The organism is Actinomadura sp. NTSP31 (assembly GCF_041951385.1).
In the GTDB taxonomy this organism is placed as follows: domain Bacteria; phylum Actinomycetota; class Actinomycetes; order Streptosporangiales; family Streptosporangiaceae; genus Spirillospora; species Spirillospora napierensis.
Map to the genome: position 1 here is coordinate 187943 of NZ_JBGNUT010000006.1, position 23664 is coordinate 211606.

The window sequence follows — 23664 nt, forward strand, 5'->3', positions numbered from 1 at the left end:
AGATGACAGAGGACTACCGCGCGCGGGTGCGCGCCTGGCTGGCCGGCAACGCCCCCGGCCCGGTCACCGGCCTGCCGCCCGCCGAGCAGCTCGGCGAGGCCAAGCGGTTCCAGGCGGCGCTGTACGCGGCGGGCTTCGCCGGCATCACCTGGCCGGAGGAGGCGGGCGGGCAGGGCCTCGGCACGGCCGAGCAGCAGGTCTTCGCCGAGGAGGCCGCCGACTACGACCTGCCCACCTACCCCTTCATCGTCAACATGGGCATGTGCGGGCCGACGCTGGTCGACCTCGGCACGCCCGAGCAGAAACGCCGCTACCTGCCGAAACTGCTCAGCGGCGAGGAGATCTGGTGCCAGCTGTTCTCCGAGCCGGGCGCCGGCTCGGACGTGGCGAGCCTCCAGGCGCGGGCCGTCCGCGACGACGGCGGCTGGGTGGTGAACGGGCAGAAGGTGTGGACGACCAACGCCCAGTGGGCCGACTTCGGCGCCCTGCTCGCCCGCACCGACCCCGACGTCCCGAAGCACGCGGGCCTCACGATGTTCATCGTGGACATGCACGCGCCGGGCGTGACCGTCCGGCCGCTGAAGGACATGTCGGGCAAGGCGCCGTTCAACGAGGTCTACCTGGACGACGTGCGGATCCCCTCCGACGCGGTCATCGGGGAGGCCGGCCGGGGCTGGCAGGCGGCGATCACCATGCTCGGGCACGAGCGGGTGTCGATCGGCTCGGCCCGCCCGTCCCGGAGCAGCGCGCTGGGCTTCGAGGCGGTGCTCGCCCTGGCCCGCAGGCAAGGCGTCAGCGACGTCCCGGCGCACCGCGAGCGGCTCGCCGGGCTGTACGCGCACGAGCGCGCGCTGGAGCTGTTCAACGCGCGGATGCGGCAGGAGATCCAGGCGGGCCGCCCGCCGGGCGCTCGGGGCTCGGTCGCCAAGCTCGCCGGCGCGCTGCAGCTGCGCCGCGCGATCGAGGTCGCCGGGGAGCTGGCCGGCGCCGGCGCGGTCGCGTGGGAGCCCGGCGACCGGCACGGCGACGACCTCGCGCTCGGCATCAACTCCGCGCCCGCGACGAGCATCGCCGGCGGCACCAACGAGGTGCAGCGCACCATCATCGGCGAGCGGATCCTCGGGCTGCCGAAGGAGCCGCAGGTGGACCGGGACGTCCCGTTCCGCGAACTGAAGGTCGGCACGCAGCGGACGGAGGACGCCCGATGAGGCTCGTACTGGACCCCGAGCAGGAGGAGCTGCGGGCGACCGTCCGCAAGGTCCTCGCCGACCGGTCGCCGAGCGCGGCCGTCCGCGCGGCGATGGACTCCGCGGACGGGTTCGACCGCGCGCTGTGGCGCACCCTCGGCGACCTCGGCGTCCTCGGCCTGGTCGTGCCGGAGGCGTTCGGCGGCGCGGGCGCGGGCAACGTGGAGCGCGCCGTGGTCCTGGAGGAGCTCGGCGCCGCCCTGACACCGTCGCCGTTCCTGGCCTCGGCCGTGCTCGCCACCGACGTGCTGCTCGCCCTCGACGACGTCGGCGCCGGCGGCGACCACCTGCCGAGGCTCGCCGCCGGCGACCTGATCGGGACGGTCGCCGCCGCGGAGAACGGCGCCTGGGACCTCGCGGGCGGCGCCACCACGGCGGCCGAGCGCGACGGCCGCTGGGAGCTGACCGGCACCAAGGACCCGGTCCTCGCCGGAGACTCCGCCGACCTGGTCCTGGTCTACGCGCGGACCTCCGGCGGGCCCGGCTGGTTCGCGGTGGAGGGCGGCGCGTCCGGCGTCACCCGGACGGCACTGACCGGCCTCGACCCGACCCGGCGGCTCGCCAGGATCACCTTCGCCGGCGCGCCCGCCCGCCGGCTGGTCTGCGCCGACCCCGGCGCCGCGCTGGAGACCGTCACCGGCCGCGCCGCCGTCGCGCTCGCCGCCGAGCAGGCCGGCGGGATGCGGCGGGCGATGGAGCTGACCGTCGAGTACGCGAAGGCGCGGGTGCAGTTCGGCCGCCCCATCGGCTCCTACCAGGCCGTCAAGCACGGCTGCGCCGACATGTACGGCGCCTGGGAGCTCGCCCAGTCCGTCCTGCGCTACGCCGCCTGGACCGCCGACCACGACCTGGCCGAACTGCCGACGGCCGCCGCGCTCGCACAGACCTACATCGGTCCCGCCTACTTCCGGACGGCCACCGACATGGTCCAGTACCACGGAGGCATCGGCTACACCTGGGAGCACGACGCGCACCTCTACTACAAGCGCGCCAAGAGCTCCGAACTCCTCTTCGGCCCCCCGAGCCTCCACCGCGCCCGCCTCGCCGACCAGCTCCAGATCTAACGCCCTTCGAGGACGGCGCGGGCGGCGTTGTGACCGGGGATGCCACTCACGCCTCCGCCGCGGCGGGCGCCCGCGCCGCACAGCAGGAGGCGCGGATGGGTGGTCTCGACGCCCCACCGTCCGGCGGGCTCCTCCTCCGCGTACGGCCAGGCGAGATCGCGGTGGAAGATGTGGCCGCCGGGCAGTCCCGCGTCCCGTTCGAGGTCGACGGGCGTCTTCACCTCCAGGCAGGGGGTGCCGTCCGGTGCGCGCAGCAGGCAGTCCTCGATCGGCTCGGCGAGCACCGAATCGAACGAGGCGAGCGTCGCGCGCAGCGCCTCGTCACGCGCCCGCGCGGGATCGGAGCGGAACAGCCGGGCGGGCATGTGCAGGCCGAACAGCGTCAGGGTATGGGCCCCGGACCGGCGCAGGTCCGCTCCCAGGATCGACGGGTCCGTCAGGGAATGGCAGTACACCTCCGCCGGTGGGACGGCGGGCATCGTCCCGGCCGCAGCCTGCGCGTGGGCGGCGGCGAGCTGGTCGCGTCCCTCGTTGATGTGGAAGGTACCGCCGAACGCCTCCTCGGGACGGACCGACGGGTCGCGCAGCCGCGGCAGCCGGGCGAGCACCATGTTCACCTTCAGTTGCGACCCCTCCGGCGGATCGTGCCGGGTCTCGCCGAGGAGCCGGGACAGCACCGCCGGAGGCAGCGCGGCGAGGATCCGGCGCCCGGTGACCGCGTGCTCGGCGCCGTCCTCGCCGCGGAAGGCCACCTCGCCGGACGACGGGTCGATCGCGAGCACCTCCATGCCGGTGCGCAACTCCGCGCCCGCCGCCCGCGCCGTGGCGGCGAGCGCGTCCGTCACCGCGCCCATGCCGCCGACCGGCACGTTCCACTCGCCGGTGCCGTTCCCGATCACGTGGTAGAGCAGGCAGCGGTTCGCGAGCAGCGACGGGTCCGCCAGGTCGGCGAACGTGCCGATCAGCGCGTCGGTCAGCACGATCCCGCGGACCGTGTCGTGGCGGAACCGCTCGTCCACCGTTATGCCGATCGGGCGCTCGAAGAACAGCCGCCACGCCTCCTCGGAGCCGACCGCCGCGCGCAGCTCCGCCCGGCTGGGCAGCGGCTCCAGCAGCGTGGGCGCGACGCGCCGCGCGACATCACCGGCGGCCCCATAGAAGGCCCGCCATGCGGAGAGGTCCCGGTCGTCGCCGGTGACGGACACGAACGACGCGGCCGTGCGGGCGTCGTCGGCGTTGTCGACCAGCACGCCCGTGCCACCGGACGGCGTGTACGACGCGAACCGGCGCCGCCGCAGCTCGACCGGCAGCCCGAGATCCCGCACGATCTCCGTCGGCAGCAGGCTGACCAGGTAGGAGTACCGCGAGACCCGCGCGTCCACGCCGGGGAAGGGCCGCGCCGAGACGGCCAGCCCGCCGAGGCCGGGGAGCCGTTCCAGCACCAGCACCCGGCGGCCCGCCCGCGCGAGATAAGCGGCGGCGACCAGCCCGTTGTGGCCGCCGCCGGCGACGACGACGTCATAGGCGGTCATACGCGGCGCTGGTCCCGGCCGGTGCCGGCGGGGTCCGCCGACATGGACAGCAGGATGAGGGCGTCGTGGTCGGGCGTGCCGGGCGGGGCCTGGTAGACCGCGAGGCGCACGCCGGTGTCGCCGACCCGCAGCACCTCGTAGTCGAGGGTCATGTCCCCGGCGACAGGGTGGTGGAAGGACTTCTTCTCGCTGCGCCGGTCCCGCACGTCGTAGCGGTTCCAGAGGCGGGCGAACTCCGCGCTCCGCGCGGTGAGCTCGTCCACCAGAGGGGCGAGGCCCGGCGCCGGCGGGTCGGCGGCCAGGACGCCGCGCAGGTTCGCGACGCTCCGGCGGGCCGAATGGTCCCAGTCGGGGAACAGGTCGCGGGCCGCCGGATGCAGGAAGACGTACCGGATGGTGTTGCGGCGGTGCTCCGGCCAGTCGGTGATGCCCGCGAACAGCGCGAACGCCTCCGGGTTGCCCGCCAGGACGTCGCTGGTCGCGGTCAGCGCGTACGCGGGGCACGGGCGCAGGTTGTCCAGCAGCAGCCGGATCGCGGGACGGACGTCCGGGGCGTCGCGGCGCCGTGCCGGGAACGTGCGGTGCGCGGCGTGGTTGGCGAGCGCGTACAGGTGGGCGTGCTCCTCCTCCTCCAGCCTCAGCGCGCGGGCGAGGGCGTCGAGCACGGCGTTGCTCGGGTTGGTCTCCTTGCCCTGTTCCAGCCGGATGTAGTAGTCGATGCTCACCCCGGACAGCGCGGACAGCTCCTCGCGCCGCAGCCCGGGGATGCGGCGCAGGCTCGTCCCCTCGGGAAGCCCGACGTCGGACGGCCGCAGCCGCCCGCGGCGGGCCCGCAGGAAGCCGCCGAGCCCGTTCGACCTGTCCACCCGTCGAGTCTCGCAGGCGCCGCGGCGGCGTGGGTAGCCCTCGGCCACTTCGCGTTCACGACGGGCCTGCCGCCCGCGCTGCGCGCGGCGGGCTCGGCGCGGGTGGTGTCGCGGTCGGCCGGACCGCGCGCTTCGCGGGGGAGGGCATCACCTGCAACGCCGTGATACCGGGCGGCATCATGACGGGGCTGCAACGCCACATGACCTCGGACTGGCTGCAGGAGATGGGCTGGGCCGACGAGTTCCGCAACCCCGTCGTACCGCCCGAGTGGAAGACGCCCGCTCTCTCGGAGCGCCTCGTCGCGCCCTGACCCGCCGACCGCCGCTAGAAGAGGGTCGGAGGCTCGGCCGGAAGGGGTTCGGGGAGCGGTTCGAGTTCGGGGACGAGGGCCCGCACGTCGTCGTGGAAGCGGCGTGCCAGGGGCAGTGCCTCGGCGTTGTCGGGGGTGTGGACGAACACCGTCGGCGAGCGTCCCTCCCGCAGCCAGCCGGCGACCTTCTCCGCCCACGGCCGCCAGCCCTCCACCGTGCGGTCGGTGTCGTCCCGGCCGAGATAGCGGACGACCGGCCGGTCGGTGAGGGCGGGCGCCCGGCGCGGCACGCGCGGCTTCTTCGTCCACGCGTCCCGCTCGGCGTCGCTGGTCGGCGGGCTGCGGAACAGGACGGTCGTGTCGAACGGCACCCACTCCGCGCCCGCCTGGCCGAGGACGCGTTCGAGGTCGCGCGCGCAGCGCGGGTCCTCGAAGAACGCGCGGTGCCGGACCTCGGCGGCGTACCGGTGGGCGGGCGGCAGGCGGCGCAGGAACGCCGCGAGCGCGCCGAGGTCGTTCGGTCCGAACGAGCCCGGCAGCTGCACCCAGAGGGCGTGGACGCGCGGGCCGAGCGGTTCCACCGCCGCCAGGAACGACCGCAGCTCCTCGCCGGCGTCCGCGAGCCGGCGCTCGTGCGTGATCGTCTTCGGCAGCTTGAGCAGGAAGCGGAAGTCCGGGGCGGTCTGCCGGGCCCACGAACCCACGGTCGCGGCCGTGGGGGTCGCGTAGAACGTCGTGTTGCCCTCGACCGCGTTGCACCACGTCGCGTAGGCGCGCAGACGCTCGCCCGCGGAGAGCGGATGGGGCAGGAAACGGCCCTGCCACGGCGTGTGCGCCCACATCGCGCATCCCACATGAAGCCGCATGCACGCGACGCTACCGGAGTGTTCGCGGCAGGGTGTCGCGGCGCTTACGTTCCGATAACCCTCCGCCTCTTACGATCCGGCCAGTGGCCTCACGCGTCCGCCGGGGCGGCCGACGGCGGACGGGCCGGGGCGAGGAGGTGGGCCGATGCTGCCGGATCCGGACGTGACCGTCGTCGTGGTGGCCCGCGACGACCCGCGCCGGCTCGCCCGCGCGGTCCGCTCGGCGCTGGAGCAGTCGCTGCCCGGCGTCGAGGTGGTGATCGTCGGCGAGGCCGGCGGCGGCCCGGCGGCGCGGGCGGTGCCGCGGCTGGTCGCGGGCGCCTCGGACCGGGTGCGGGCGTTCGCCCTGCCGGAGCGGTCGGGCGGCGACGGCCGGGCCCGCAACCTCGGCCTGCGCTACGCGCGCGGCAGGTACGTGATGTTCCTGGACGGCGGCGACACCCTCGACCCGCACGCCTGCAAGACCATGGTGACCGCCGCCGCGCAGGCCGGCGCCGACCTGGTGGCGGGACGCCGCGTCCGGGTGTCCCGCGACGGGGAGCGGACCCGGTTCCCGCGCCTGTACGAGGAGCGGCGGCTGCACTGCGGGATCCTCGACGCGCCGGAGCTGCTGGACGACGCGGTGGCCGCCGGCAAGTGCTACCGGCGCGCCTTCCTGGACCGCGAGGGCCTGCGGTTCCTCGATCGGCCGCGCCACGCGGACCTGCTGTTCACCGCCCGCGCGTACGCCGCCGCCGAGGCGATCGTGGTCGTCCCCGACCGCGCCTACAACCGCTTCGCCGACTCGGGAGGCGTCCCGTGCACCGACCTCGGCGACTTCGCCGACCGGCTGGAGATCCTGCGGCGGACCGGGGCGATGCTGCGCGCCCGGGGCGCCGAGCCGCTCGCGCGGCGCGTGGAGGCGCGGTTCGTCGGCCGGGTGCTGCCGCGCTGCCTGCGCGAGCTGCGCTGCCGCGAACCGGGGCACCGGGAGGCGTTCGTCGAGCTGGCCCGGTCCTATGTCGCTGAGCTGGACGAGACGCTCGTCGAGGAGGCCGGCCGCGTCCCGGCGATCGCCGCGCTGATGGTCCTGGAGGGACGCGCCGACGCGGCCATGGCCGCCGCCGACTACGCACCGCGCGGGGCCGGGAAGCCCGTGCTGGCGATCGAGCCCGTGGAGCGGGACGGCCGGGTCTACTGGCCGGGCGCCCACCTGGGCACGCCGCTGGGGCGCCGCGTCCTCGACATCACCGACCTCGGCATCGCCACCGCCCCGCTCAGCGCGCTGAGGCTCGGCGGCCGGGTCACCCGGATGTGCCGCGCCGGGCGGGCGCTGCGGGTGTCCGGGACCGTCGTCAACCCGCTCGGCCGGATCGGCCCCGGGACCGAACTGGGCGGCGCGCTGGAGATCCGCGACCGGCACCGGGAGGGCCGGGTGTTCGAGGTGCCCGCGACCGTCCGGCTGCGGGACGGCGAGATCACCTGGGAGGCGGTGCTCGTCCCGGAGACCGCGATCCGGCCGACCGGGCTCGCCGACCGGTCGTGGGGCCTGTGGCTGCGGCTGGACGCGGGCGCGAGCGCCGTCGAGGTGCGGCTGACCTCGGACGGCACCGCGCACCGCGGGCTGGTCCTGCCCGTCCGGCCCCGGCTGACCCGGGCGGCCGGCGACCGCCTGGAGGCCTACGTCGCCGAGACCGGCGAGCTCGCGCTGCGCATCGCCGCCGGCGGATGGCCCGCGCGGGCGGCGCTGCCCGCGCTGCGCCGGGCGGCCCGGTCCCGGCTGCGCGGCGCGGCCCGCGGCCGGACCGGGCCGGGGGATCCGCCCGGGGATCCCGTTTCCGGCCCGCCGGCCCGGCCCGCCGTGCGATGATCATGCCGTGCGACACGGTCGCGGCCTCCATCTACGAGCGTGTAGATTTCGGGGACGCCGGACCGGGCGCGGGCCCGGTCCCTGGAAACGGGGGATCCCATGATCGATGCCTTCGGCGCACTGCCCGCGGCGGTGAACCCGCTGGACGCGGGATCCCTGCTGGCGGCCTTCGGCGCCATCGGCATCGCCGTGGTGATGTTCGCCGAGACCGGGCTGCTGATCGGCTTCTTCCTGCCGGGCGACTCGCTGCTGTTCACCGCGGGCCTGCTGTGCACGGCAAGCTCGCACGGCGACACCCGGCTGTCGCTGCCCGCGGTGCTGGCGGCCGCCGCCTTCGGCGCGCTGGCCGGCGCGCAGACGGGCTTCGTCATCGGGCGGCGCGGCGGGCGCGCGCTGCTCGCCCGCAGCCGCAACCGGCACCTCCTCGAAGGGGTGCAGCGGGCGGAGGAGTTCCTCGCCCGGTACGGGCACGGCAAGGCCATCGTGCTGGCCCGGTTCGTCCCCGTCGTCCGGACCGTCCTGAACCCGCTGGCCGGCGCCCTGGAGGTGCCGACGCGGGTGTTCACCCTCTGGCAGATCGTCGGCGGGCTGGTGTGGAGCCTCGGCCTGGTGCTGGGCGGCTACCTGCTCGGGTCCTCGATCCCGGACGTGGACAAGTACCTGCTGCCGGCCGTCGCGGTGATCGTCGCGCTCTCCCTCATCCCCGTCGCGCTGGAACTGCTGAAGGCGCGCCGCAGGAGCACGGGCTCCCGCGGCCGGACGACCGGCCGGCCCGGCCCGTCCGACCAGCAGGAGCAGCCCGGCCAGTACGGCCAGCCCAACCAGTACGGCCAGCCGGGCCAGCCCGGCCAGTACGGTCAGCCCGGCCAGTACGGGCAGCAGCCCGGGCAGCCGGGCCAGTACGGGCAACCCGGTCAGCCTGGGCAGCCGGGCCAGTATGGGCAGCAGCCCGGCCAGCAGGGGCAGTACGGGCAGCCGGGGGCGGACCCGCGGCCGCAGACGCCGCCGCGGCGGCCGGCGGGCTCGCGCGGCGCCCACCGGCGGGCGCGCTGACCGTGCCGCGCGCCGTGCCGGAGTCCGCCGAGGGGGCGGGTCCCGCGAGGGCCAGCCGATGAGCGGCGGGCGCAGGGCGGCGGGCGCCCTGGAGTCGGAGATCATGGACGTCCTGCAGCGGGCGGCGGAGCCGCTGACCCCCGCCGGCGTGCGGCAGCGCCTCGGCGGTGACCTCGCCTACACGACGGTCGTGACGATCCTGACCCGCATGCACGACAAGGGCCTGCTGGTGCGCGGCAAGTCCGGCCGCGCCTACCGGTACGCGCCGGTGAGCGACGAGCCGGGCCTGGTCGCGCGGCGCATGCACCAGGCCATGGACGGCCGGCCCGACCGCGCCGCCGTCCTTGCCCGGTTCGTGGAGTGCCTGTCCGACCAGGACGAGCGGCTCGTCCGCGCCCTGCTCGGAGGCGGGTGAGCGGCGATGGACCCGGACGGCCTGCTGCCCCTGGTGCTGCCCGCCGTGATGTCCCTCGCCGCGCGCCCCCTCTCGGGGCGGCTCCCGCCGCGTACCGCGACGTGGCTGCTCACCGCGACGGCCGTCGTGTTGGCGCTGGCCAGCACCGCGTCGCTGGCCGAGCTGGCGCTGGGCGGGGCGCTGCGGCTGCCCGTGATCGCGGGGCTCGGCCACCTGTCCGAGCACGTCCTGCACCGCGATCCGGAGACGAGCCCGGTCGTGGCGACGGTGGCGGGCCCGGCGCTCGCGGCGAGCCTGGCGGCGGCGGGGTGGGCCGCCGTGCGCCGGGTCCGGGGGCTGCTGGCGGGCGCGCGGGCGGCCCGTGCGCTGCCCGGACGGGGGATCGTCGCGGTGGTCGAGGACGACGCGGCGGACGCGTTCGCGCTCCCCGGCCGGCCGGGCCGCGTCGTCGTGTCCACCGGGATGCTGTCGATCCTGGACGAGGCAGAGCGGCGCGTCCTGCTCGCTCATGAGCGCGCCCACCTGTCCGGGCGCCATCACGTCTTCCGCGCGCTGGTGCACGTCGCATCCGCCGCCAACCCGCTGCTGCTGCCACTGCGCGGCGCGGTGACGTTCACGACCGAGCGCTGGGCGGACGAGCGGGCCGCCGCCGGAACCGATCGCGAGCGGGTCGCCCGCGCGATCGGCAAGGCCGCCCTCGCGCACAACCGGCGGCCGGGGCTCGGGCCTGCCGCCGCCCTCGGCATCGGCCCGGGCCGCGCGTTCGGCCGCCACCCCGGCCCGGTGCCGCGCCGGGTCGCCGCCCTGCTCGCACCTCCGCCGCCGCACCGCCGCTGGCTCGTCGCGGCCACCGCCGCCCTGGTCGCCGCCTCCGTCTGGGCGGCCAACGACGGCGCCCTCGACCTGCGTCAGGTCATCGAGCACGCCCAGACCCGCTGACCCGCATCGGGTGCGCCCTGGCCCGCCGCGTCGCCTCTGCACCGCCGCGTCGGATGCTTGGGGCTTGGTCAGTGGGGGGTCAGGAGGTCGGCGATGGCGGCGATGCCCGCGCGGATGGCGCGTTCGCCGGTGTTGCCGAAGCCGAGCACGAGCTGCAGCGGGGAGTCGGCGCCGTCCGCGCGGCACATGCTCATCCCGTGCAGGCCGACGGCGCGGGTGCGGGCCGCGTCGATCAGTGCGGCCTCGCCGCCGGGGACGTCCAGGTGCGCGACGGCGTGGAAGCCGGCGTCCAGGCCCGTCACCCGGACGCGGGGCGCGTGCTCGGCGAGCGCGTCGACCAGCGCGGCCCGGCGCGCCGCGTACACCGGCCGCATCCGGCGCAGATGCCGGTCGTAGCGGCCCGACTCGATGAGCCGGGCGAGGGCGAGCTGGTCGAGCGCGGGGGAGCCGCGGTCGTTGAGCAGCTTGTGCTCGACGATCGCCGCGGCCAGCGACGGCGGGGCGAGCAGCCAGCCGATGCGCAGCGCCGGCGCCAGCGATTTGCTCACCGTGCCGATGGAGACGACCCGGTCCGCGGCGAGGCCCTGCAGCGCGCCGACCGGCTCGCGGTCGTAGCGGAACTCGGCGTCGTAGTCGTCCTCGATGACGAAGGCGTCCCGCTCCGCCGCCCACGCGATCAGCTCCAGCCGCCGGTGCGGGGCCATGACCACGCCGGTCGGCCACTGGTGCGCCGGCGTGACGACGACGGCGCGGGCCCCGGTGGCGGCGAGCGTCCGCACGTCCACGCCGTGCTCGTCGACCGGCACCGGGACCGCGTCCAGCCCCGCCCAGGCGGCGGCGCCGCTGGTGGAGCGGGGCCCGCCGGGATCCTCGTAGGCGACCGTCCGCACCCCGGCGCAGGCCAGCGCGCTCAGCGCCAGCAGCAGCCCCTGGGCGTGGCCGGAGCAGACGGCGATCCGGTCCGGCTCGGCGGCCGCGGCCCGGACGCGCCGCAGGTACCCGGCCAGCACCTGGCGCAGGCCCGCCTCGCCCGCCGGGTCGCCGTAGTCCAGCGAGGCGGTGGGGATCGTCCGGCCCGCCTCGCGGACCGCCCAGAGCCAGTCGGCCATCGGGAAGGAGCCGAGGTCCGGCACCCCGGGACGGAAGTCGGCGATCAGCCGGGAGTGCGGGAGAGCGGGCCGCGGCGGCGCGGGCGGGACGGCGGGCGCCGCTCCGGCCGCGACGCGGGTGGCCGAGCCGACCCGGGTGACGAGGTACCCCTCCGCCTGGAGCTGGGCGTAGCAGTCCTGGACCAGGCCGCGCGAGAGCCCCAGCGCGCGGGCCAGTTCCCGCGAGGACGGCAGCCGCTCGCCGACGCCCAGCCTGCCGCCCCGGACCGCGTCCCTGACCTGGCGTTCCAGCTGGACGCGCAGCGGTTCGGCGGACGCCCGGTCCAGCGTCAGCAGCAGGTCGGGCGACAAACCGGACCACTCCAGCGGCATGGAAATGGAGCTTATCGGCGATCCGCCCGATCCCTAGCGTGATCGGTATGACGACGACGTACCGCACCGAAGCCCCCGCGATTCCACTTCCCGCCGCGAAACCGCCGCTGGTGACCCGCCCGCTGATGCTGCGGTTCGTCTCCATGCTCGGCTCGTCGATCAGCTTCTACCTGCTGCTGTCGGTCGTGCCGCTCTACGCCCAGGGGACGGGCGGAGGCGGCGGCGCGGCGGGCCTGGCGACCGGCGCGCTCATGCTCGCCACCGTGTGCGGCGAGCTCGGCACCCCGCGGCTGGTGAGCCGGTACGGATACCGCGCCGCGCTGGGCGGCGGGCTGGTGCTGCTCGGCGCGCCGGCCCTCGTGCTGACCGCGTCGTCGGGCATGGGGTGGGTCGTCCTGGTCTGCCTGCTGCGCGGCCTCGGATTCGCGGTGACGGTGGTCGCCGGCGGCGCCCTCACCGCCGCGCTCATCCCGGACGAGCGGCGCGGCGAGGGGCTGGCGCTCGTCGGCATCGTCGCGGGCGCTCCCGCGCTGTGCGCGCTGCCGCTCGGCGTCTGGTCCGCGCAGCACTTCGGGTACACGCCGGTCGCCGTCGTCGCGGGCCTCGCCGCCCTCGTCGCGGTGGCCTCGGTGCCGGGCCTGCCGGACGGCGAGCGCGGCACGGGCCGGGCCGTCGGGGTCCTGGCCGGGCTGCGGACGCCGGCGCTGTCGCGTCCCGCCCTGGTCTTCGGCGCGTCCGCGCTGGTCGCCGGGATCATCGTGACGTTCCTGCCGCTCGCGGTCGCGTCCGCGTCCACCGGCGTCGTCGCGATCTCCCTCTTCCTGCAGCCGCTGGCCTCGACCGTCGCCCGCGTGGTGGCGGGCCGGCACGGCGACCGGCACGGGCAGGCCGGCCTGGTGCCGCCCGGCGTGGTGCTCTCGGCGGCCGGCGTCCTGCTCACCGCGCTCACCCACGACGACCTCGCGGTGATCGCCGGGGTGACGGTGTTCGGCGTCGGGTTCGGGCTGCTGCAGAACGCCACGCTCGCCCTCATGTACGCCCGGGCGCCGCGCTCGTCCTACGGCACGGTCAGCGCACTGTGGAACTTCGCCTACGACGCCGGGATGGGCATCGGCGCCCTCGGCTTCGGGCTCGTCGCCGGGCGGACCGGCTACCCGTGGGCGTTCGCCCTCACCGCGGCGCTGCTGATGGCGGCGCTCCCCGTCGCCCTGCGCGACCTGCGCACCCCCCGCCGGGCCGCGTCCCCGTCCGAATGAGGAATATTGTATTAAGTATCTCAAGCGGAGATCCTGAGGAGGACCGGCGATGACGGAGACGCTGCGGATCGAGGACGACGGCGCGGTGCGGACGCTCGTCTTCGCCCGCCCCCACGCGGCCAACGCCTTCGACGAGGAGCTGTACCACGCGACCGCGCGGGCGCTGCGGGACGCCGCGGCCGACGACGGCGTCTCGGTCGTCCTGCTGACGGGGGAGGGCCGCACCTTCACCGCCGGGACCGACATCAAGGAGATGGCCGACATCGCCCGCGACCACGCCGCCGGGCGCTCGGACCAGGACATGGGCAGCGGGTTCGTCGCGCTCGTGGACGCGCTGACCGCGTTCACCAAACCGCTCATGGCGGCGGTGAACGGCTCGGGCGTCGGGCTGGGGATCACCATGCTGGGCCACTGCGACGTGGTGCTCATCGCCGAGCACGCGCGGCTGATGGCGCCGTTCGCGACGATGGGCGTCGTTCCCGAGGCCGCCGGGAGCTACCTGCTGCCCGCGCGCATGGGCCACCAGCCGGCCGCGCTCGCGCTGTTCACCGGCGGCTGGGTCACCGCCGAGGAGGCCGTGCGCTGCGGCCTGGCGCTGCGCGCGTGCCCGGCCGAGACGCTGCTGGAGACGGCGCGCGGGATCGCCCGGGAGATCGCGGCCAAACCGCTGGCGTCGCTGGTGGCGACCAAGGAACTGCTGGTCGCCTCCCGGCGGGACGAGGTCCGGCGCGCCCGCGAGCGCGAGGACGCCGCGTTCGCGCGGCTGCTGGGCGACGCGGGCGCGGGCGACCGCATCGCCGCGCAGCTCGGCTGAGCCGCCGGACGCGCCCGATCACTCCTCGGCGGGCAGGCCGCGCAGCGCCGCGGCGCCGAACAGCGGCTCGAACACCGAGGAGTAGTCGGGCCCCCGGCGCAGGTGGTGGCCGCCGTCCACGTTGACGATCTGCCCGGTGATCCACGAGGAGTCCGGGCCCGCCAGGAACCCGACCGCGGCGGCGATGTCCTCCGGCTCGCCGACCCGCGCGAGCGGCATGCAGGACAGGTAGTCCTCCAGCACGGGGCCGGTGTCGGCGATGCCCGCCACCAGCTCCGTGCGGGTCAGCCCCGGCCGGACCCCGTTCACCCGGATCCCCGCGCCGCCCAGCTCGTCGGCCGCCAGCTGGACGAGATGGTCCACGGCCGCCTTCGACACCCCGTACGCGCCGAACCAGCGGTGGGTGTTGGACGAGGCGATCGAGGAGATCGCGACGATCGATCCGCCGCCCGCGCCCGCCATCGCGCGCGCGGCGTGCCGGATCGTCAGCATGGTGCCGGTCGCGTTCAGCTCCATCGTCGCGCGCCAGGCGTCGAGGTCGAGCTGCGCGATCGGGCCGATCGAGCTGGACCCGCCGGCGCAGGCCACGACCGTCCGCAGCGGCCCGCGCAGCGCCGCCGCCCGCACGGCCGCCTCGACCTGCGCGTCGTCGGTGACGTCCGCGACGACGTATTCGATGCCGTTGCCCGCTTTGGCGGCGGCCTCGCGCAGCCGGTCCTCGGTGCGCCCGCAGATGGTGACGGCGGCGCCCTGCTCCGCCAGCCGGACGGCGCACGCGAGCCCGATGCCGCTGCCGCCGCCGGTCACCAGCGCCGTCGTCCCGTCGAGGTTTCCCATGTCGTCTCCTTGGTGGGATCAGCGGTTCGGTGGGTTCAGCGGTCGACGGCGGTGGTGCCGCCGTCCACCGTCAGGTGCGTGCCGGTGATGAACGAGGCCTCGTCGCTCATGAGGAAACGGACCGCCGCGGCGACCTCCTCGGGGCGGCCGAGCCGGCCGACCGGGGCCTTGGCCTCGAACAGGGGCCGCATCTCCGCCGGCACGTCCCTGCTGAGCAGCGGGGTGTCGATGTACCCGGGGCAGACGGCGTTGACGCGGACGCCGTCGCCGGCGAGCAGGTGCGCGAGCGACCGCGTCAGGCCGAGCAGCCCCGCCTTCGACGCGCAGTAGGACGGGATGAACAGGCTCCCGAGGAACGCCTCGATCGAGGAGATCCCGACGATCGCCGAGCCCTCCTGCGCGCGCAGGTCGTCCAGCAGCGCCTGGGACAGCAGCGCGTGCGCCCGCAGGTTGACGTGCTGGACGGCGTCCCAGCGGGCCTCGTCGAGGTCGCCGACGGCGGCGGGCCCGGAGATCCCGGCGGCGTGCACCAGCCCGCCGATCGGGCCGAGCGCCTCGCGGCTGCGCTCGATCGCGTCCGGGAACGCGGCCGCGCCGGTCACGTCGATGACGACGGGGAGGGCCGCCGTTCCGGTGTCCGCGGTGATCGCCTCGGCGACGCCGGCCGGGTCGGCGCGGTCCCACAGGGCGACCGGGCGGCCGGCCTCGGCGAGGGCGCGGGCGCAGGCGGCGCCGATGCCCGAGGCCGCGCCGGTCACGACGACGGCGGTGGTGGGGGAAGCGGGCACCGCCATGGGCAGCTCCGAATACTTGATACTTGATGCAAGTCGGGTTTGAGATTAGCGTGCTTCCGATCCCGCCGACAGTGGCCGGCGGGCCGACCCCGGAGGGTGCGGTGCGGGAACTGCGCGGCAGGGCGGCGGCCGTCACCGGCGCCGGAAGCGGCATCGGGCGCGCGCTCGCCGTCCGGCTGGCGCGCGAGGGCGTGCGCCTGGCGCTCGCCGACATCGACGCCGATGCCCTCGGGGAGACCGAACGCGCCCTGGGCCCCGGCGCCGCGGTCGTCACGCGGGTCACCGACGTCGGCGACGAGGAGTCCGTGCGGGCGTTCGCCGACTGCGCGTTCGCCGCGCTCGGCGAGGTGCGCCTGCTGTTCAACAACGCGGGCGTCTACATGGGCGGACGCACGTGGACGCGTCCCGCCGCCGACTTCGAATGGACGCTCCGCGTCAACCTCTGGGGCATCCTGCACGGCGTCCGCGCCTTCGTCCCCCGCATGATCGAGCAGGGCGGCGAGGGCCACATCGTCAACACCTGCTCGGTCGCCGGCCTCTTCGTCGGCCCCGGCGCCGCGCCCTACACGGTCTCCAAGTGGGCGGCGTTCGCCGCGACCCTCAGCCTCGCGCAGGAACTCGCGCTGGAGAACTCGCCGCTGCGCGTCTCCGCCCTGTGCCCCGGCGGCGTCCAGACGCGCATCCACGAATCCGAGCGCGGCCGTCCGGCCGGCCTGGCGACCGAGCCGGGCGAGGACTCCGCGTTCATGGGCGAGATGATCGCCCAGACCGTCGCGGACGGCATCCCCGTGGAGAATGTGGTGGAGGACGTGCTGAGCGCCGTCCGCGAGGAGCGCTTCCTCGTTCTCACGCATCCCGAGTACGAACCGGGCCTCGCCGAGCAGGCGGAAGCGCTCGCCACCGGGCGCCTGCCGGGCATGCCCGACTTCGAATGGAAGGGATGACGATGTCGCCGACGAGCAGCGCCGCGCCCAAGGGCATGGACTCGCCGATCGTGCCGAAGATCCTCAAGGTCATGTCGCGCCTCAACATCGCGGCCTACCGCGCGACCGGCGGCCGCGTCGGCGGGACGTGGCGGATGGGCAGCGCCTTCCGCAAGGGCGTCCCGATCTGCCTGGTCACCACCAAGGGGCGCAAGAGCGGGAAGCCGCGCACCCAGCCGCTGCTGTTCATGCCGGACGGCGACCGGGTGATCCTCGTGGCCTCCCAGGGCGGGCTGCCGAAGCACCCGCTCTGGTACCTCAACCTGAGCGCCGACCCGCGGGTGACCGTGCAGGTGCGGCGGGACGCCCGCCGCATGCTCGCCCGCACCGCCTCACCCGAGGAACGCGCCGCGCTCTGGCCCCGCCTCGTCGCCGTCTACGCCGACTTCGACAAGTACCAGTCCTGGACGGAACGGGAGATCCCGGTCGTGATCTGCGAGCCCGCCTGACCCGGTGGCGGCGCTCATACGAGCCCGAGCGCTCATACGAGCCCGAGCGCTCATACGAGCCCGAGCGTGCCGAGGTCGCGGATCGCGGCGCAGGATCGCTCCGTCATGGTCAGGAACATCCGGTCGCCGCGTTCGGTGCGCGCCCCGTACGCGCATCCCAGCACGGTGATCAGCGGCCCCTGGAGGGCGGCGAACCGGTAGTCCTCGAAGCACTCGTCCAGGTCGTAGCCGTCCACCCCGTAGCCGGTCAGCGCCGCGTGGTAGGCCCCGACCAGCGAGCGCTCGTGCGCGGCCCGGTCGCCGGGTTCCAGGCCGGTGCCGAGGAAGAAGGCCAGGTCGCGCAGCGGGTGCCCGAGGCTGAGCGTCTGCCAGTCCACCGCCGTCACGCCGCGCTCGGGAGCGGGCGGGAAGATGAGGTTGTCCAGCCGGTAGTCGCCGTGGACGAGCCCGAAGCGCTCGGGGCGGGCCGTGACCCACGCGGCGATCGCGTCGGCGGTCTCGTGGAGCGTCCGGACGTCCCGGCCGTCGAGTTCCCCGGCGAACCTCTCGGTGAACGTCTTGACGGCCGGCGCGAAGACCTCGCTCAGGGTGGCCGCGTCGTCCTCGCCCACCGCGCTCAGCCACGGCAGGTCCAGCAGTGTCGGGTCGCACCAGCGCGGGCCGTGCAGCCCCGCGAGGTTCGTGACCGCGTCGGCGGCCTGCTGCGGGGTGCAGCCGGCGATCTGGTCGCCCTGCGTCGCCGGATGCAGGTCCTCCAGCAGCAGGACGAACGTGGTGTTGTCCTCGGACAGGGCGCTGTAGTGGCAGCGGGGCGTCCGTACCGCCACCGTCGGCGCGATGTCCCGGTAGAAGGACACCTCGGCGCGGTACGCGGGACCGAGGAACGCACGCGACGCCTCGTCCTCGGCGGCCAGCTTCGCGACGAGACGGCGCGGCACGCCCTCGGCGCCGTCCAGCCGGAGGCGGTAGCACGCGCCGATCTGCCCCGAGCCGACCTTCTCCCAGGCGACCGACGTGACGGGCGCCTGGAGGATCTCGCTGAGCACGGCCGCTGTGAGCCCCGACGGGCCGTCGATCACGGTCACGGGCTCAGCTCCGACCGGGGTTGTGCCGCGCTTCCGCGAAGCCGTCGGGCCTGACCTCGCGGTAGGCGGCCACGACGGGCTCGACCTCGGCCGGCGTGACGCCGTGCAGGACGACCCCGTCGGCGCCCGCGTCGAACTGGTCGAGGACGCGCCGCGCGCAGGCCGCGGCGCTTCCGGTCGCCGACGCGGCCAGCCATTCGTCCGGGATGAGCGTGGCGAGGTGCGTGAGCTGATCGACGGTGCCGATCGCGTCGAACGCGCCGGGGAAGCCGGTGACGAGGTCGTCCGCGCGGAAGCGGGCGAGCGGCTCAGGGTCCCAGCCGTTGACGCGGACCAGCAGGTCGCCGTACCCCTGCAGATAAGTGGCGAACCGGCCGACGAGCTTGCGCAGCCGCTGCTCCTCGTCCAGGTGGTCGCCGACCGTGGCGAGGACGGACCAGACCCGGACGCCCGCCGGATCACGTCCGGCCTTCTCGGCGCCCCGCCGCACCGCCCGCACCGAACGGCTCAGCGTCTCGTCGGTGAAGAAGGTGTGCAGGACGACGCCGTCCGCGACCGACCCGGCGAACTCCAGCGTCTTCTCGCCCATCGCGGTCAGCATGACCGGGATGTCCTCGTCGAAGGAGGCGTCCTGGTTCAGGTACGGGAAGTCGCCCGCGGGCCCGTGGTGGTCGACGACCGCCTCGCCGCGCCACAGCCGCCGCATGATGCCGATGAAGTCCTCCAGCTGCGCGGACGTGACGCGCGGCAGGCCCATCACGTCGAACAGCAGGTCGAACCCGCGGCCGAGGCCGAGCGCGAAGCGCCCGCCGGTGAGCCGGTGCATCGTCGCCGCGAACGTCGCGGTGACGAGCGGGTGGCGCGTGTTGTGGTTGGTGGCGGCGGTGGCGATGCCGAGGCGCTCGCTCACCGCGCCCGCCGCGCCCGACAGGGTCGCGGCGTCCTTGGTGGCGAAGCGCTCGGACAGGAACACCGAGCCGAGGCCGAGGCGCTCGCCGTCGCGCACCTGGCCGAGCAGGTCGCGGGGCGAGGACGCGTGCCCGGCCAGCCCGTAGAAGCCCAGTTCCGGCAGGTCGTCCGCGGCCGCCACGTCAGGCGCCCAGCCGGGCGGACGGGGTGAACCGCACCTTGAACGACTCGTAGCCGGAGACGAAGTTGGCGGACCGGTGGGCCGGCTCGGCGTCGTCGATCGGCTCGATGTCGGGCAGCCGGGCCATCAGCCGCTCGAACATCACCTTGAGCTCCAGCCGGGCGAGGCTGTTGCCGAGGCAGAAGTGCGGGCCGTTGCCGAACGCGATGTGGTCGTTGGGGGTGCGCTCCACGTCGAACCGGAACGGGTCCTCGAACACCTCCTCGTCCCGGTTGGCGGACGGGTAGAGGAGCAGCACCTTGTCGCCCTCGCGGATCGTGCGCCCGCGCAGCTCGACGTCGCGGGTCGCGGTCCGGTTCATGTTCTTGATGGGGGAGACCCAGCGCAGCATCTCCTCGACCGCCGTCGGGATCTTCCCGGGGTCGTCGATCAGCTTCCGCCGCTGGTCCGGGTGCAGGCACAGCTGGTACATGCCGCCGGAGACGACGTGCCGGGTCGTCTCGTCGCCGCCGATCAGGATCAGCAGCGACTCCTGGAGCAGCGAGTCGTGGTCGAGGTGGTCGCCGTCGATCTCGGCGTGCACCAGGATGCTGAGCAGGTCGTCGCGGGGTTCGGCGCGGCGCTGCTCGACGGCCCGGGTGGCGTACTCGTTGAACCCGTTGAAGGCGTCCGCGGCCTTGACCATCAGCTCCACGTCGTCGCCGCCGGTCAGCGCGCACAGCATGTCGTCCGACCAGGCCAGCAGCGTCTGGCGGTCCTGCGGCGCGAAGCCGAGCGCGTCCCCGATCACGATCAGGGGCAGCTGCGCGGCGATGTCGTGGACGAAGTCGCACTCGCCGTGCTCGCACACCGCGTCGATGATCTCGTCGCAGATCCGCCGCAGGTAGGCCTTCTGCTCGGCGACCCGGCGCGGGGTGAAGCCGGCGCTGACCAGCTTGCGGCGCATCTTGTGCTCCGGGTCGTCCATGTCGATCATCATCGGCATGGCCGCGTTGTCGGGCCGGATCCCGTGCGCGCTCGAGAACGCCTCGGGGTCGCGGGACACCGCCTTGACGTCGGCGTGCTTGGAGATGCCCCACACGCCGCCGTTCTCGTCCCGGTAGACCGGGTCGTTCTCGCGGATCCAGCGGAGTTCGGGGTGCGGGTCGCGGCCCCAGAACTCGCCGCTGACCAGGTTGATCGACTCGTTCATCGTGCTCTCTCCACCAGTGCGCGGGAGGCTGGACGGGCCGGCTCGGCGCGCGGCCCGCGCCCGAGGAAATCGGATGAGACTGCCGTCTCATAATTTCGTAGACTTGATGTTATATACAAGGGGTGAGCCGACCCCCGGCGCACGACGGGATGTGATCCATGCCCACCCCCCTCACCCTGGCGTGGCACGGCGACGAGCTGCTCGACGACGGCATGCGCGAGCTGCTGTGCGGTCCCGGCGCGATGTTCGAGCGCCGCGTCGAGGACGTGCTCGGCGTGCCGGCCGAGGTGTTCGCGCAGCGCGCGCCGCACGTCCCCGCCCTGCTCGCCGGCGCCGCCGAGCACACCCCCGACGTGACCTACCTGGCCTTCGCCGATCCCTCCGCCCCCTCCGCCCCCTCCGTCACGTTCGCCGAGGCGCACCGGCTCGCCGCCGCGTACGCCCGCGTCCTGTCCGCCCGGTACGGCATCGTGAAGGGCGACCGGGTGGCGGTGTCCGCGCCGAACGGTCTGGAGCACGTCCTGCTGTGGTGGGGGACGCTCTCCCTCGGCGCGGTCATGGTCGGGCTGAACGGCTGGTGGACGCCGGGCGAGCTCGACCACGGCATCGGCCTGACCGGGCCGTCGGTGCTGTTCGGCTCGGGTAAGCCGCTGGTGCGCCTGGCGGAGACCCGCGCCGCCGCCGACGGCGTCCCGGTCGTCTCGCTGGACGAGCTGCACACCGCCGCCCTCGCTCAGGCGGAGCGGCCCGCCGCCCCACCCGCCGCCGGGATCCACGAGGACGATCCCGCGGCGATCATGTTCACCAGCGGGACGACCGGACGCCCGAAGGGCGCCACCATGTCGCACCGCAACTTCGTCCACTTCGGGCTGTTCGGCGGGCTCGGCGGCGCCGTCGAAACGCTCACCGGCCCGCCCGGCCGGCGGCAGGTCCCCGACGGCGCGCAGCGCGCCTCGGTCTTCGCCAACCCGCTCTTCCACATCTCGGGCGCCTGCTTCGCGCTGGCGAACGCGCCGCTGTACGGCATCAAGCTCGTGCTCCCGCCGCCCGGTCGGTGGGACGAGGAGGCCGCGCTGAAACTGACCCACGACCATGGGCTGACGCAGTGGACCGGCGTCCCGACCCACTTCTGGCGGATGCTGACCCACCCGAGGTTCGCCGAGTACGACACCTCGCGGGTCACCACGATCGGCAGCGGCGGCGCCAACTTCGCGCCGGAACTGCTGCGGCTGTTCGAGGAGAAGATGCCCGGCGTCGGCATCACCAACGGCTACGGGATGACCGAGACGACCGGGACCGGCACCTTCCTCAACGGCCGCGAGATGCAGGGCCATCCCGCCTCGGTCGGCGCCGCCGCGCCCACCGTCCGGGTGCAGGTCCGCGACGAGGACGGGAACCCGCTGCCCGAGGGCGAGGTCGGACGCGTCCACATCAGCGGCGCGGGCGTGTTCCTCGGCTACTGGGGCGACGAGAAGGCGACGGCCGAGGCGCTCACCCCGGACCGCTGGTACCGGTCGAGCGACTTCGGCCGGATCGTGGACGGCGTCCTGTACCTGGAGAGCCGGATGCGCGACCTCATCATCCGGGGCGGCGAGAACGTCTACCCGATCGAGATCGAGTACCGGCTCGTGGAGCACCCGGACATCGCCGACGCCTGCGTCATCGGCGTCCCGCACACCGTCCTGGGGCAGGAGGTCAAGGCCGTCGTGGTGCCCCGCGACGGCGCGCGCCTCACGGCGCGGGCGGTGCGGGACTGGGTGGCCGCGGGGCTCGCGCCCTTCAAGGTGCCCGCGCACGTCGAGTTCCGCGACGCGCTGCCCTACAACGAGACCGGCAAGGTGATCAAGCGGCTCCTGGAGGAGGCTCCGGCCGCCGGGGGCGACCATGCGATGTGATAACGGCTACAATATATTCTTTGCGCGCCGCGCGCGGAGGTGCGCCGCCCCGGCGGACGTGCCGGACCCGCGGGCCGCCGGACACGGGGAGTGCGCGCTGCTAGCTTTGCGTTGCGTGCCGGGCGGCGTCGGGCCGCCCACCGAGCCTAGGGGTGAGACAGATCCCGCGGAGCCAGGAACCCGAGCTGCGGGGCGCCGGCATGACGGACGGGGCCGACGCGCTGCCGGGGCAGAGCCTGTCCCGGCTGACCAGCGGCGAGCAGGTCCGGCTCTACCTGCGTCGGCTGATCTTCGACGGCGTGCTGCGGCAGGGGCAGCGGGTCCCGCAGGACGCGGTGGCCCGCGCGCTCGGGGTGTCGCGGATCCCCGTCCGCGAGGCGCTGATCGCGCTGGAGCGGGAGGGCTGGATCACGATCCTCGCCCACCGCGGGGCGTTCGTGAACGCGCTCGACGAGTCGTCGGTCCGCGACCACTACGAGCTGTACGGGCTGTTCTACGGCTTCGGGGCCCGGCGGGCGGTGGAGCGGCAGGGCGCGGAGCTGGGCGCGCGGCTGGCGGTGCTGCAGAAGGAGATCGCCGCGGCCGGCGATCCGGAGGCGCTGCAGGAGCTGACGGCGCGCTTCCACGGCCTCGTCGTGGAGGCCGCGCAGTCGCCGCGGCTGCGCAACATGCTGAAGCAGATGACCGGCATCATCCCCGGCAACGTCTTCGAGCTGGTGCCCGGCGTGCAGGCCGTGGAGAAGCGCGGCACCGCCGCGATCGTCCGCGCCATGAAGAAGGCCGACGCGCAGGCCGCGGAGCGGGAGTACGTCACGATGCTGCGCAACCAGGGCGACCTGGTCGTCAAGCTGTTCCGCGGCCGGGGCATGTTCGAGCAGCCGGACGCGGAGGCGGCGCCCGCCTCACCCTGAGAACGTCCCGGCGGCATGGCAACGATGGTTGAGGTGCATGTGACGAACACGTCCGAACCCCCGCATCCCGCGCTGGCGGGCCGCGAAGAGGAGTCCGCGGTGCTGATGGACGCCATCCGGCGCCTCATCGCGGTCGCCACGGCGACGACGGCGCCCGCGGACGCGACGCTGGCGGCGGCGCGCGAGCTGGAGTCCGTCGCGGACGCCCTGGAGCGGCACGTCCCCGACCCGCCGCTGCCGAAGACCATGCTGCACCTCGCGGACGGCGCCCGCGCCGACGGCGCCGGCGCCGACCTCGCCGGGCGCATGGCCTACGACATCGTCATCGGCCGGCACAACCCGATGGCGCTCCCGCTGGAGGTGGCGCTCGAGCCGCCGAAGGCGCTACTGCGCGGCACGTTCACCCGCCCCTACGAGGGGCCGCCCGGCTGCGTGCACGGCGCGGTGCTCGCGGGCGCGTTCGACATCGTCTGCGCGGCGGCGAACGTCATCGCCGGGGTCGCGGGCCCGACGGCCCGGCTGGAGATCGTCTACCGCCGCCCGACCCTGCTCGGGGAGCCGTGCGTGTTCGAGGGCGAGGTCGAGGCGCGCGAGGGCAGGCGGGTGCGGACCGTCGGGCGGCTGCTGCAGCGCGGCCGGGTGACGGTCGAGGCGACGGGCGACTTCGTCCACCTGGACCGCGAGGACATCGCGCGCATGGCCGCCCAGATGGAGTGACCGGCCGGGCGCGGCCCG

The 23664-nt window shown here is 75.0% G+C and carries 23 protein-coding genes; 14 read left to right on the forward strand and 9 right to left on the reverse strand.

Annotation, left to right across the window (positions count from 1 at the left end; translation table 11 throughout):
- The first annotated feature begins 2 nt into the window (after positions 1-2).
- Together ACA514_RS12740 and ACA514_RS12745 are read left to right on the forward strand one after the other, a co-directional pair.
- Positions 3-1208, forward strand: coding sequence for an acyl-CoA dehydrogenase family protein (locus ACA514_RS12740; protein WP_375041281.1), 1206 nt, complete (start codon positions 3-5; stop codon positions 1206-1208).
- A complete protein-coding gene (locus ACA514_RS12745) occupies positions 1205-2311 on the forward strand; it encodes an acyl-CoA dehydrogenase family protein (RefSeq protein ID WP_375041282.1) in 1107 nt (368 codons plus the stop codon). Before ACA514_RS12740 ends, ACA514_RS12745 begins: the two co-directional genes overlap by 4 nt.
- Here the strand turns inward: ACA514_RS12745 and ACA514_RS12750 are convergent.
- On the reverse strand, positions 2308-3843 hold the full coding sequence (locus ACA514_RS12750) for a phytoene desaturase family protein (protein WP_375041283.1): 1536 nt from the start codon (positions 3841-3843) through the stop codon (positions 2308-2310). The two genes, ACA514_RS12745 and ACA514_RS12750, sit on opposite strands and share 4 nt — an antisense overlap.
- Complete coding sequence (locus tag ACA514_RS12755; protein ID WP_375041284.1) at positions 3840-4709, reverse strand: helix-turn-helix transcriptional regulator; 870 nt, start codon at positions 4707-4709, stop codon at positions 3840-3842. The genes ACA514_RS12750 and ACA514_RS12755 overlap by 4 nt, the downstream gene beginning before the upstream one ends.
- A 179-nt stretch (positions 4710-4888) precedes the next feature.
- Between ACA514_RS12755 and ACA514_RS12760 the strand changes: the two genes are divergently transcribed.
- Entirely contained in the window at positions 4889-5020 is a 132-nt protein-coding gene (locus ACA514_RS12760; RefSeq protein WP_375041285.1) for a hypothetical protein, read from the forward strand.
- Positions 5021-5034: 14 nt separating this feature from the next.
- Here the strand turns inward: ACA514_RS12760 and ACA514_RS12765 are convergent, their stop codons facing one another.
- On the reverse strand, positions 5035-5886 hold the full coding sequence (locus tag ACA514_RS12765; RefSeq protein WP_375041286.1) for a DUF72 domain-containing protein: 852 nt from the start codon (positions 5884-5886) through the stop codon (positions 5035-5037).
- A gap of 145 nt (positions 5887-6031) precedes the next feature.
- Between ACA514_RS12765 and ACA514_RS12770 the strand changes: the two genes are divergently transcribed.
- From ACA514_RS12770 to ACA514_RS12785, 4 genes are all read left to right on the forward strand, one after another.
- A complete protein-coding gene (locus ACA514_RS12770; protein WP_375041287.1) occupies positions 6032-7735 on the forward strand; it encodes a glycosyltransferase family 2 protein in 1704 nt (567 codons plus the stop codon).
- A 99-nt stretch (positions 7736-7834) separates the two neighbouring features.
- Positions 7835-8788, forward strand: a complete 954-nt coding sequence (locus tag ACA514_RS12775; RefSeq protein WP_375041288.1) for a DedA family protein — start codon at positions 7835-7837, stop codon at positions 8786-8788.
- A gap of 58 nt (positions 8789-8846) precedes the next feature.
- Positions 8847-9203: a BlaI/MecI/CopY family transcriptional regulator gene (locus ACA514_RS12780; protein ID WP_375041289.1), complete on the forward strand. Its 357-nt coding sequence runs from the start codon at positions 8847-8849 to the stop codon at positions 9201-9203.
- A 6-nt stretch (positions 9204-9209) separates the two neighbouring features.
- Complete coding sequence (locus ACA514_RS12785) at positions 9210-10142, forward strand: M56 family metallopeptidase (RefSeq protein ID WP_375041290.1); 933 nt, start codon at positions 9210-9212, stop codon at positions 10140-10142.
- Positions 10143-10210: 68 nt separating this feature from the next.
- On the opposite strand, the gene ACA514_RS12790 is transcribed toward ACA514_RS12785, so the two are convergent.
- Complete coding sequence (locus ACA514_RS12790; protein ID WP_375041291.1) at positions 10211-11623, reverse strand: PLP-dependent aminotransferase family protein; 1413 nt, start codon at positions 11621-11623, stop codon at positions 10211-10213.
- A 47-nt stretch (positions 11624-11670) separates the two neighbouring features.
- Here ACA514_RS12790 and ACA514_RS12795 point away from each other — a divergent pair, with 47 nt between their 5' ends.
- A complete protein-coding gene (locus ACA514_RS12795; protein WP_375041292.1) occupies positions 11671-12879 on the forward strand; it encodes an MFS transporter in 1209 nt (402 codons plus the stop codon).
- 49 nt (positions 12880-12928) lie between these two features.
- Positions 12929-13693, forward strand: a complete 765-nt coding sequence (locus ACA514_RS12800; RefSeq protein WP_375041293.1) for an enoyl-CoA hydratase/isomerase family protein — start codon at positions 12929-12931, stop codon at positions 13691-13693.
- Positions 13694-13711: 18 nt separating this feature from the next.
- On the opposite strand, the gene ACA514_RS12805 is transcribed toward ACA514_RS12800, so the two are convergent.
- Together ACA514_RS12805 and ACA514_RS12810 are read right to left on the reverse strand one after the other, a co-directional pair.
- The gene (locus ACA514_RS12805; protein ID WP_375041294.1) at positions 13712-14530 is read right to left on the reverse strand and encodes an SDR family oxidoreductase; all 819 of its coding nucleotides are present in this window, start codon (positions 14528-14530) and stop codon (positions 13712-13714) included.
- Positions 14531-14565: 35 nt separating this feature from the next.
- Positions 14566-15324, reverse strand: coding sequence for an SDR family NAD(P)-dependent oxidoreductase (locus ACA514_RS12810; protein ID WP_375041295.1), 759 nt, complete (start codon positions 15322-15324; stop codon positions 14566-14568).
- A gap of 101 nt (positions 15325-15425) precedes the next feature.
- Here ACA514_RS12810 and ACA514_RS12815 point away from each other — a divergent pair, with 101 nt between their 5' ends.
- Positions 15426-16268, forward strand: coding sequence for an SDR family NAD(P)-dependent oxidoreductase (locus tag ACA514_RS12815; protein ID WP_375041296.1), 843 nt, complete (start codon positions 15426-15428; stop codon positions 16266-16268).
- Positions 16265-16756, forward strand: coding sequence for a nitroreductase family deazaflavin-dependent oxidoreductase (locus tag ACA514_RS12820; RefSeq protein ID WP_375041297.1), 492 nt, complete (start codon positions 16265-16267; stop codon positions 16754-16756). Before ACA514_RS12815 ends, ACA514_RS12820 begins: the two co-directional genes overlap by 4 nt.
- Positions 16757-16806: 50 nt before the next feature.
- Here ACA514_RS12820 and ACA514_RS12825 read toward each other — a convergent pair whose 3' ends face one another.
- From ACA514_RS12825 to ACA514_RS12835, 3 genes are read right to left on the reverse strand one after another with little or no spacing between them, the layout of a single operon-like run.
- Positions 16807-17841 (reverse strand): phosphotransferase family protein, encoded by a 1035-nt coding sequence (locus ACA514_RS12825; protein ID WP_375041298.1) that lies wholly within the window; start codon positions 17839-17841, stop codon positions 16807-16809.
- Positions 17842-17845: 4 nt separating this feature from the next.
- Complete coding sequence (locus ACA514_RS12830) at positions 17846-18931, reverse strand: TIGR03857 family LLM class F420-dependent oxidoreductase (protein ID WP_375041299.1); 1086 nt, start codon at positions 18929-18931, stop codon at positions 17846-17848.
- Position 18932: 1 nt separating this feature from the next.
- The gene (locus tag ACA514_RS12835) at positions 18933-20123 is read right to left on the reverse strand and encodes a cytochrome P450 (protein ID WP_375041300.1); all 1191 of its coding nucleotides are present in this window, start codon (positions 20121-20123) and stop codon (positions 18933-18935) included.
- A gap of 158 nt (positions 20124-20281) precedes the next feature.
- Here ACA514_RS12835 and ACA514_RS12840 point away from each other — a divergent pair, with 158 nt between their 5' ends.
- The 3 genes from ACA514_RS12840 (at position 20282) to ACA514_RS12850 (ending at position 23646) form a co-directional block, all read left to right on the forward strand.
- Positions 20282-22018 carry a class I adenylate-forming enzyme family protein gene (locus ACA514_RS12840; protein ID WP_375041301.1) on the forward strand — a complete coding sequence of 579 codons (1737 nt, stop codon included), beginning with the start codon at positions 20282-20284 and terminating at the stop codon, positions 22016-22018.
- A gap of 152 nt (positions 22019-22170) precedes the next feature.
- On the forward strand, positions 22171-22929 hold the full coding sequence (locus tag ACA514_RS12845) for a GntR family transcriptional regulator (protein WP_375041302.1): 759 nt from the start codon (positions 22171-22173) through the stop codon (positions 22927-22929).
- 24 nt (positions 22930-22953) lie between these two features.
- The gene (locus ACA514_RS12850; RefSeq protein WP_375041303.1) at positions 22954-23646 is read left to right on the forward strand and encodes a PaaI family thioesterase; all 693 of its coding nucleotides are present in this window, start codon (positions 22954-22956) and stop codon (positions 23644-23646) included.
- Positions 23647-23664 lie beyond the last annotated feature (18 nt).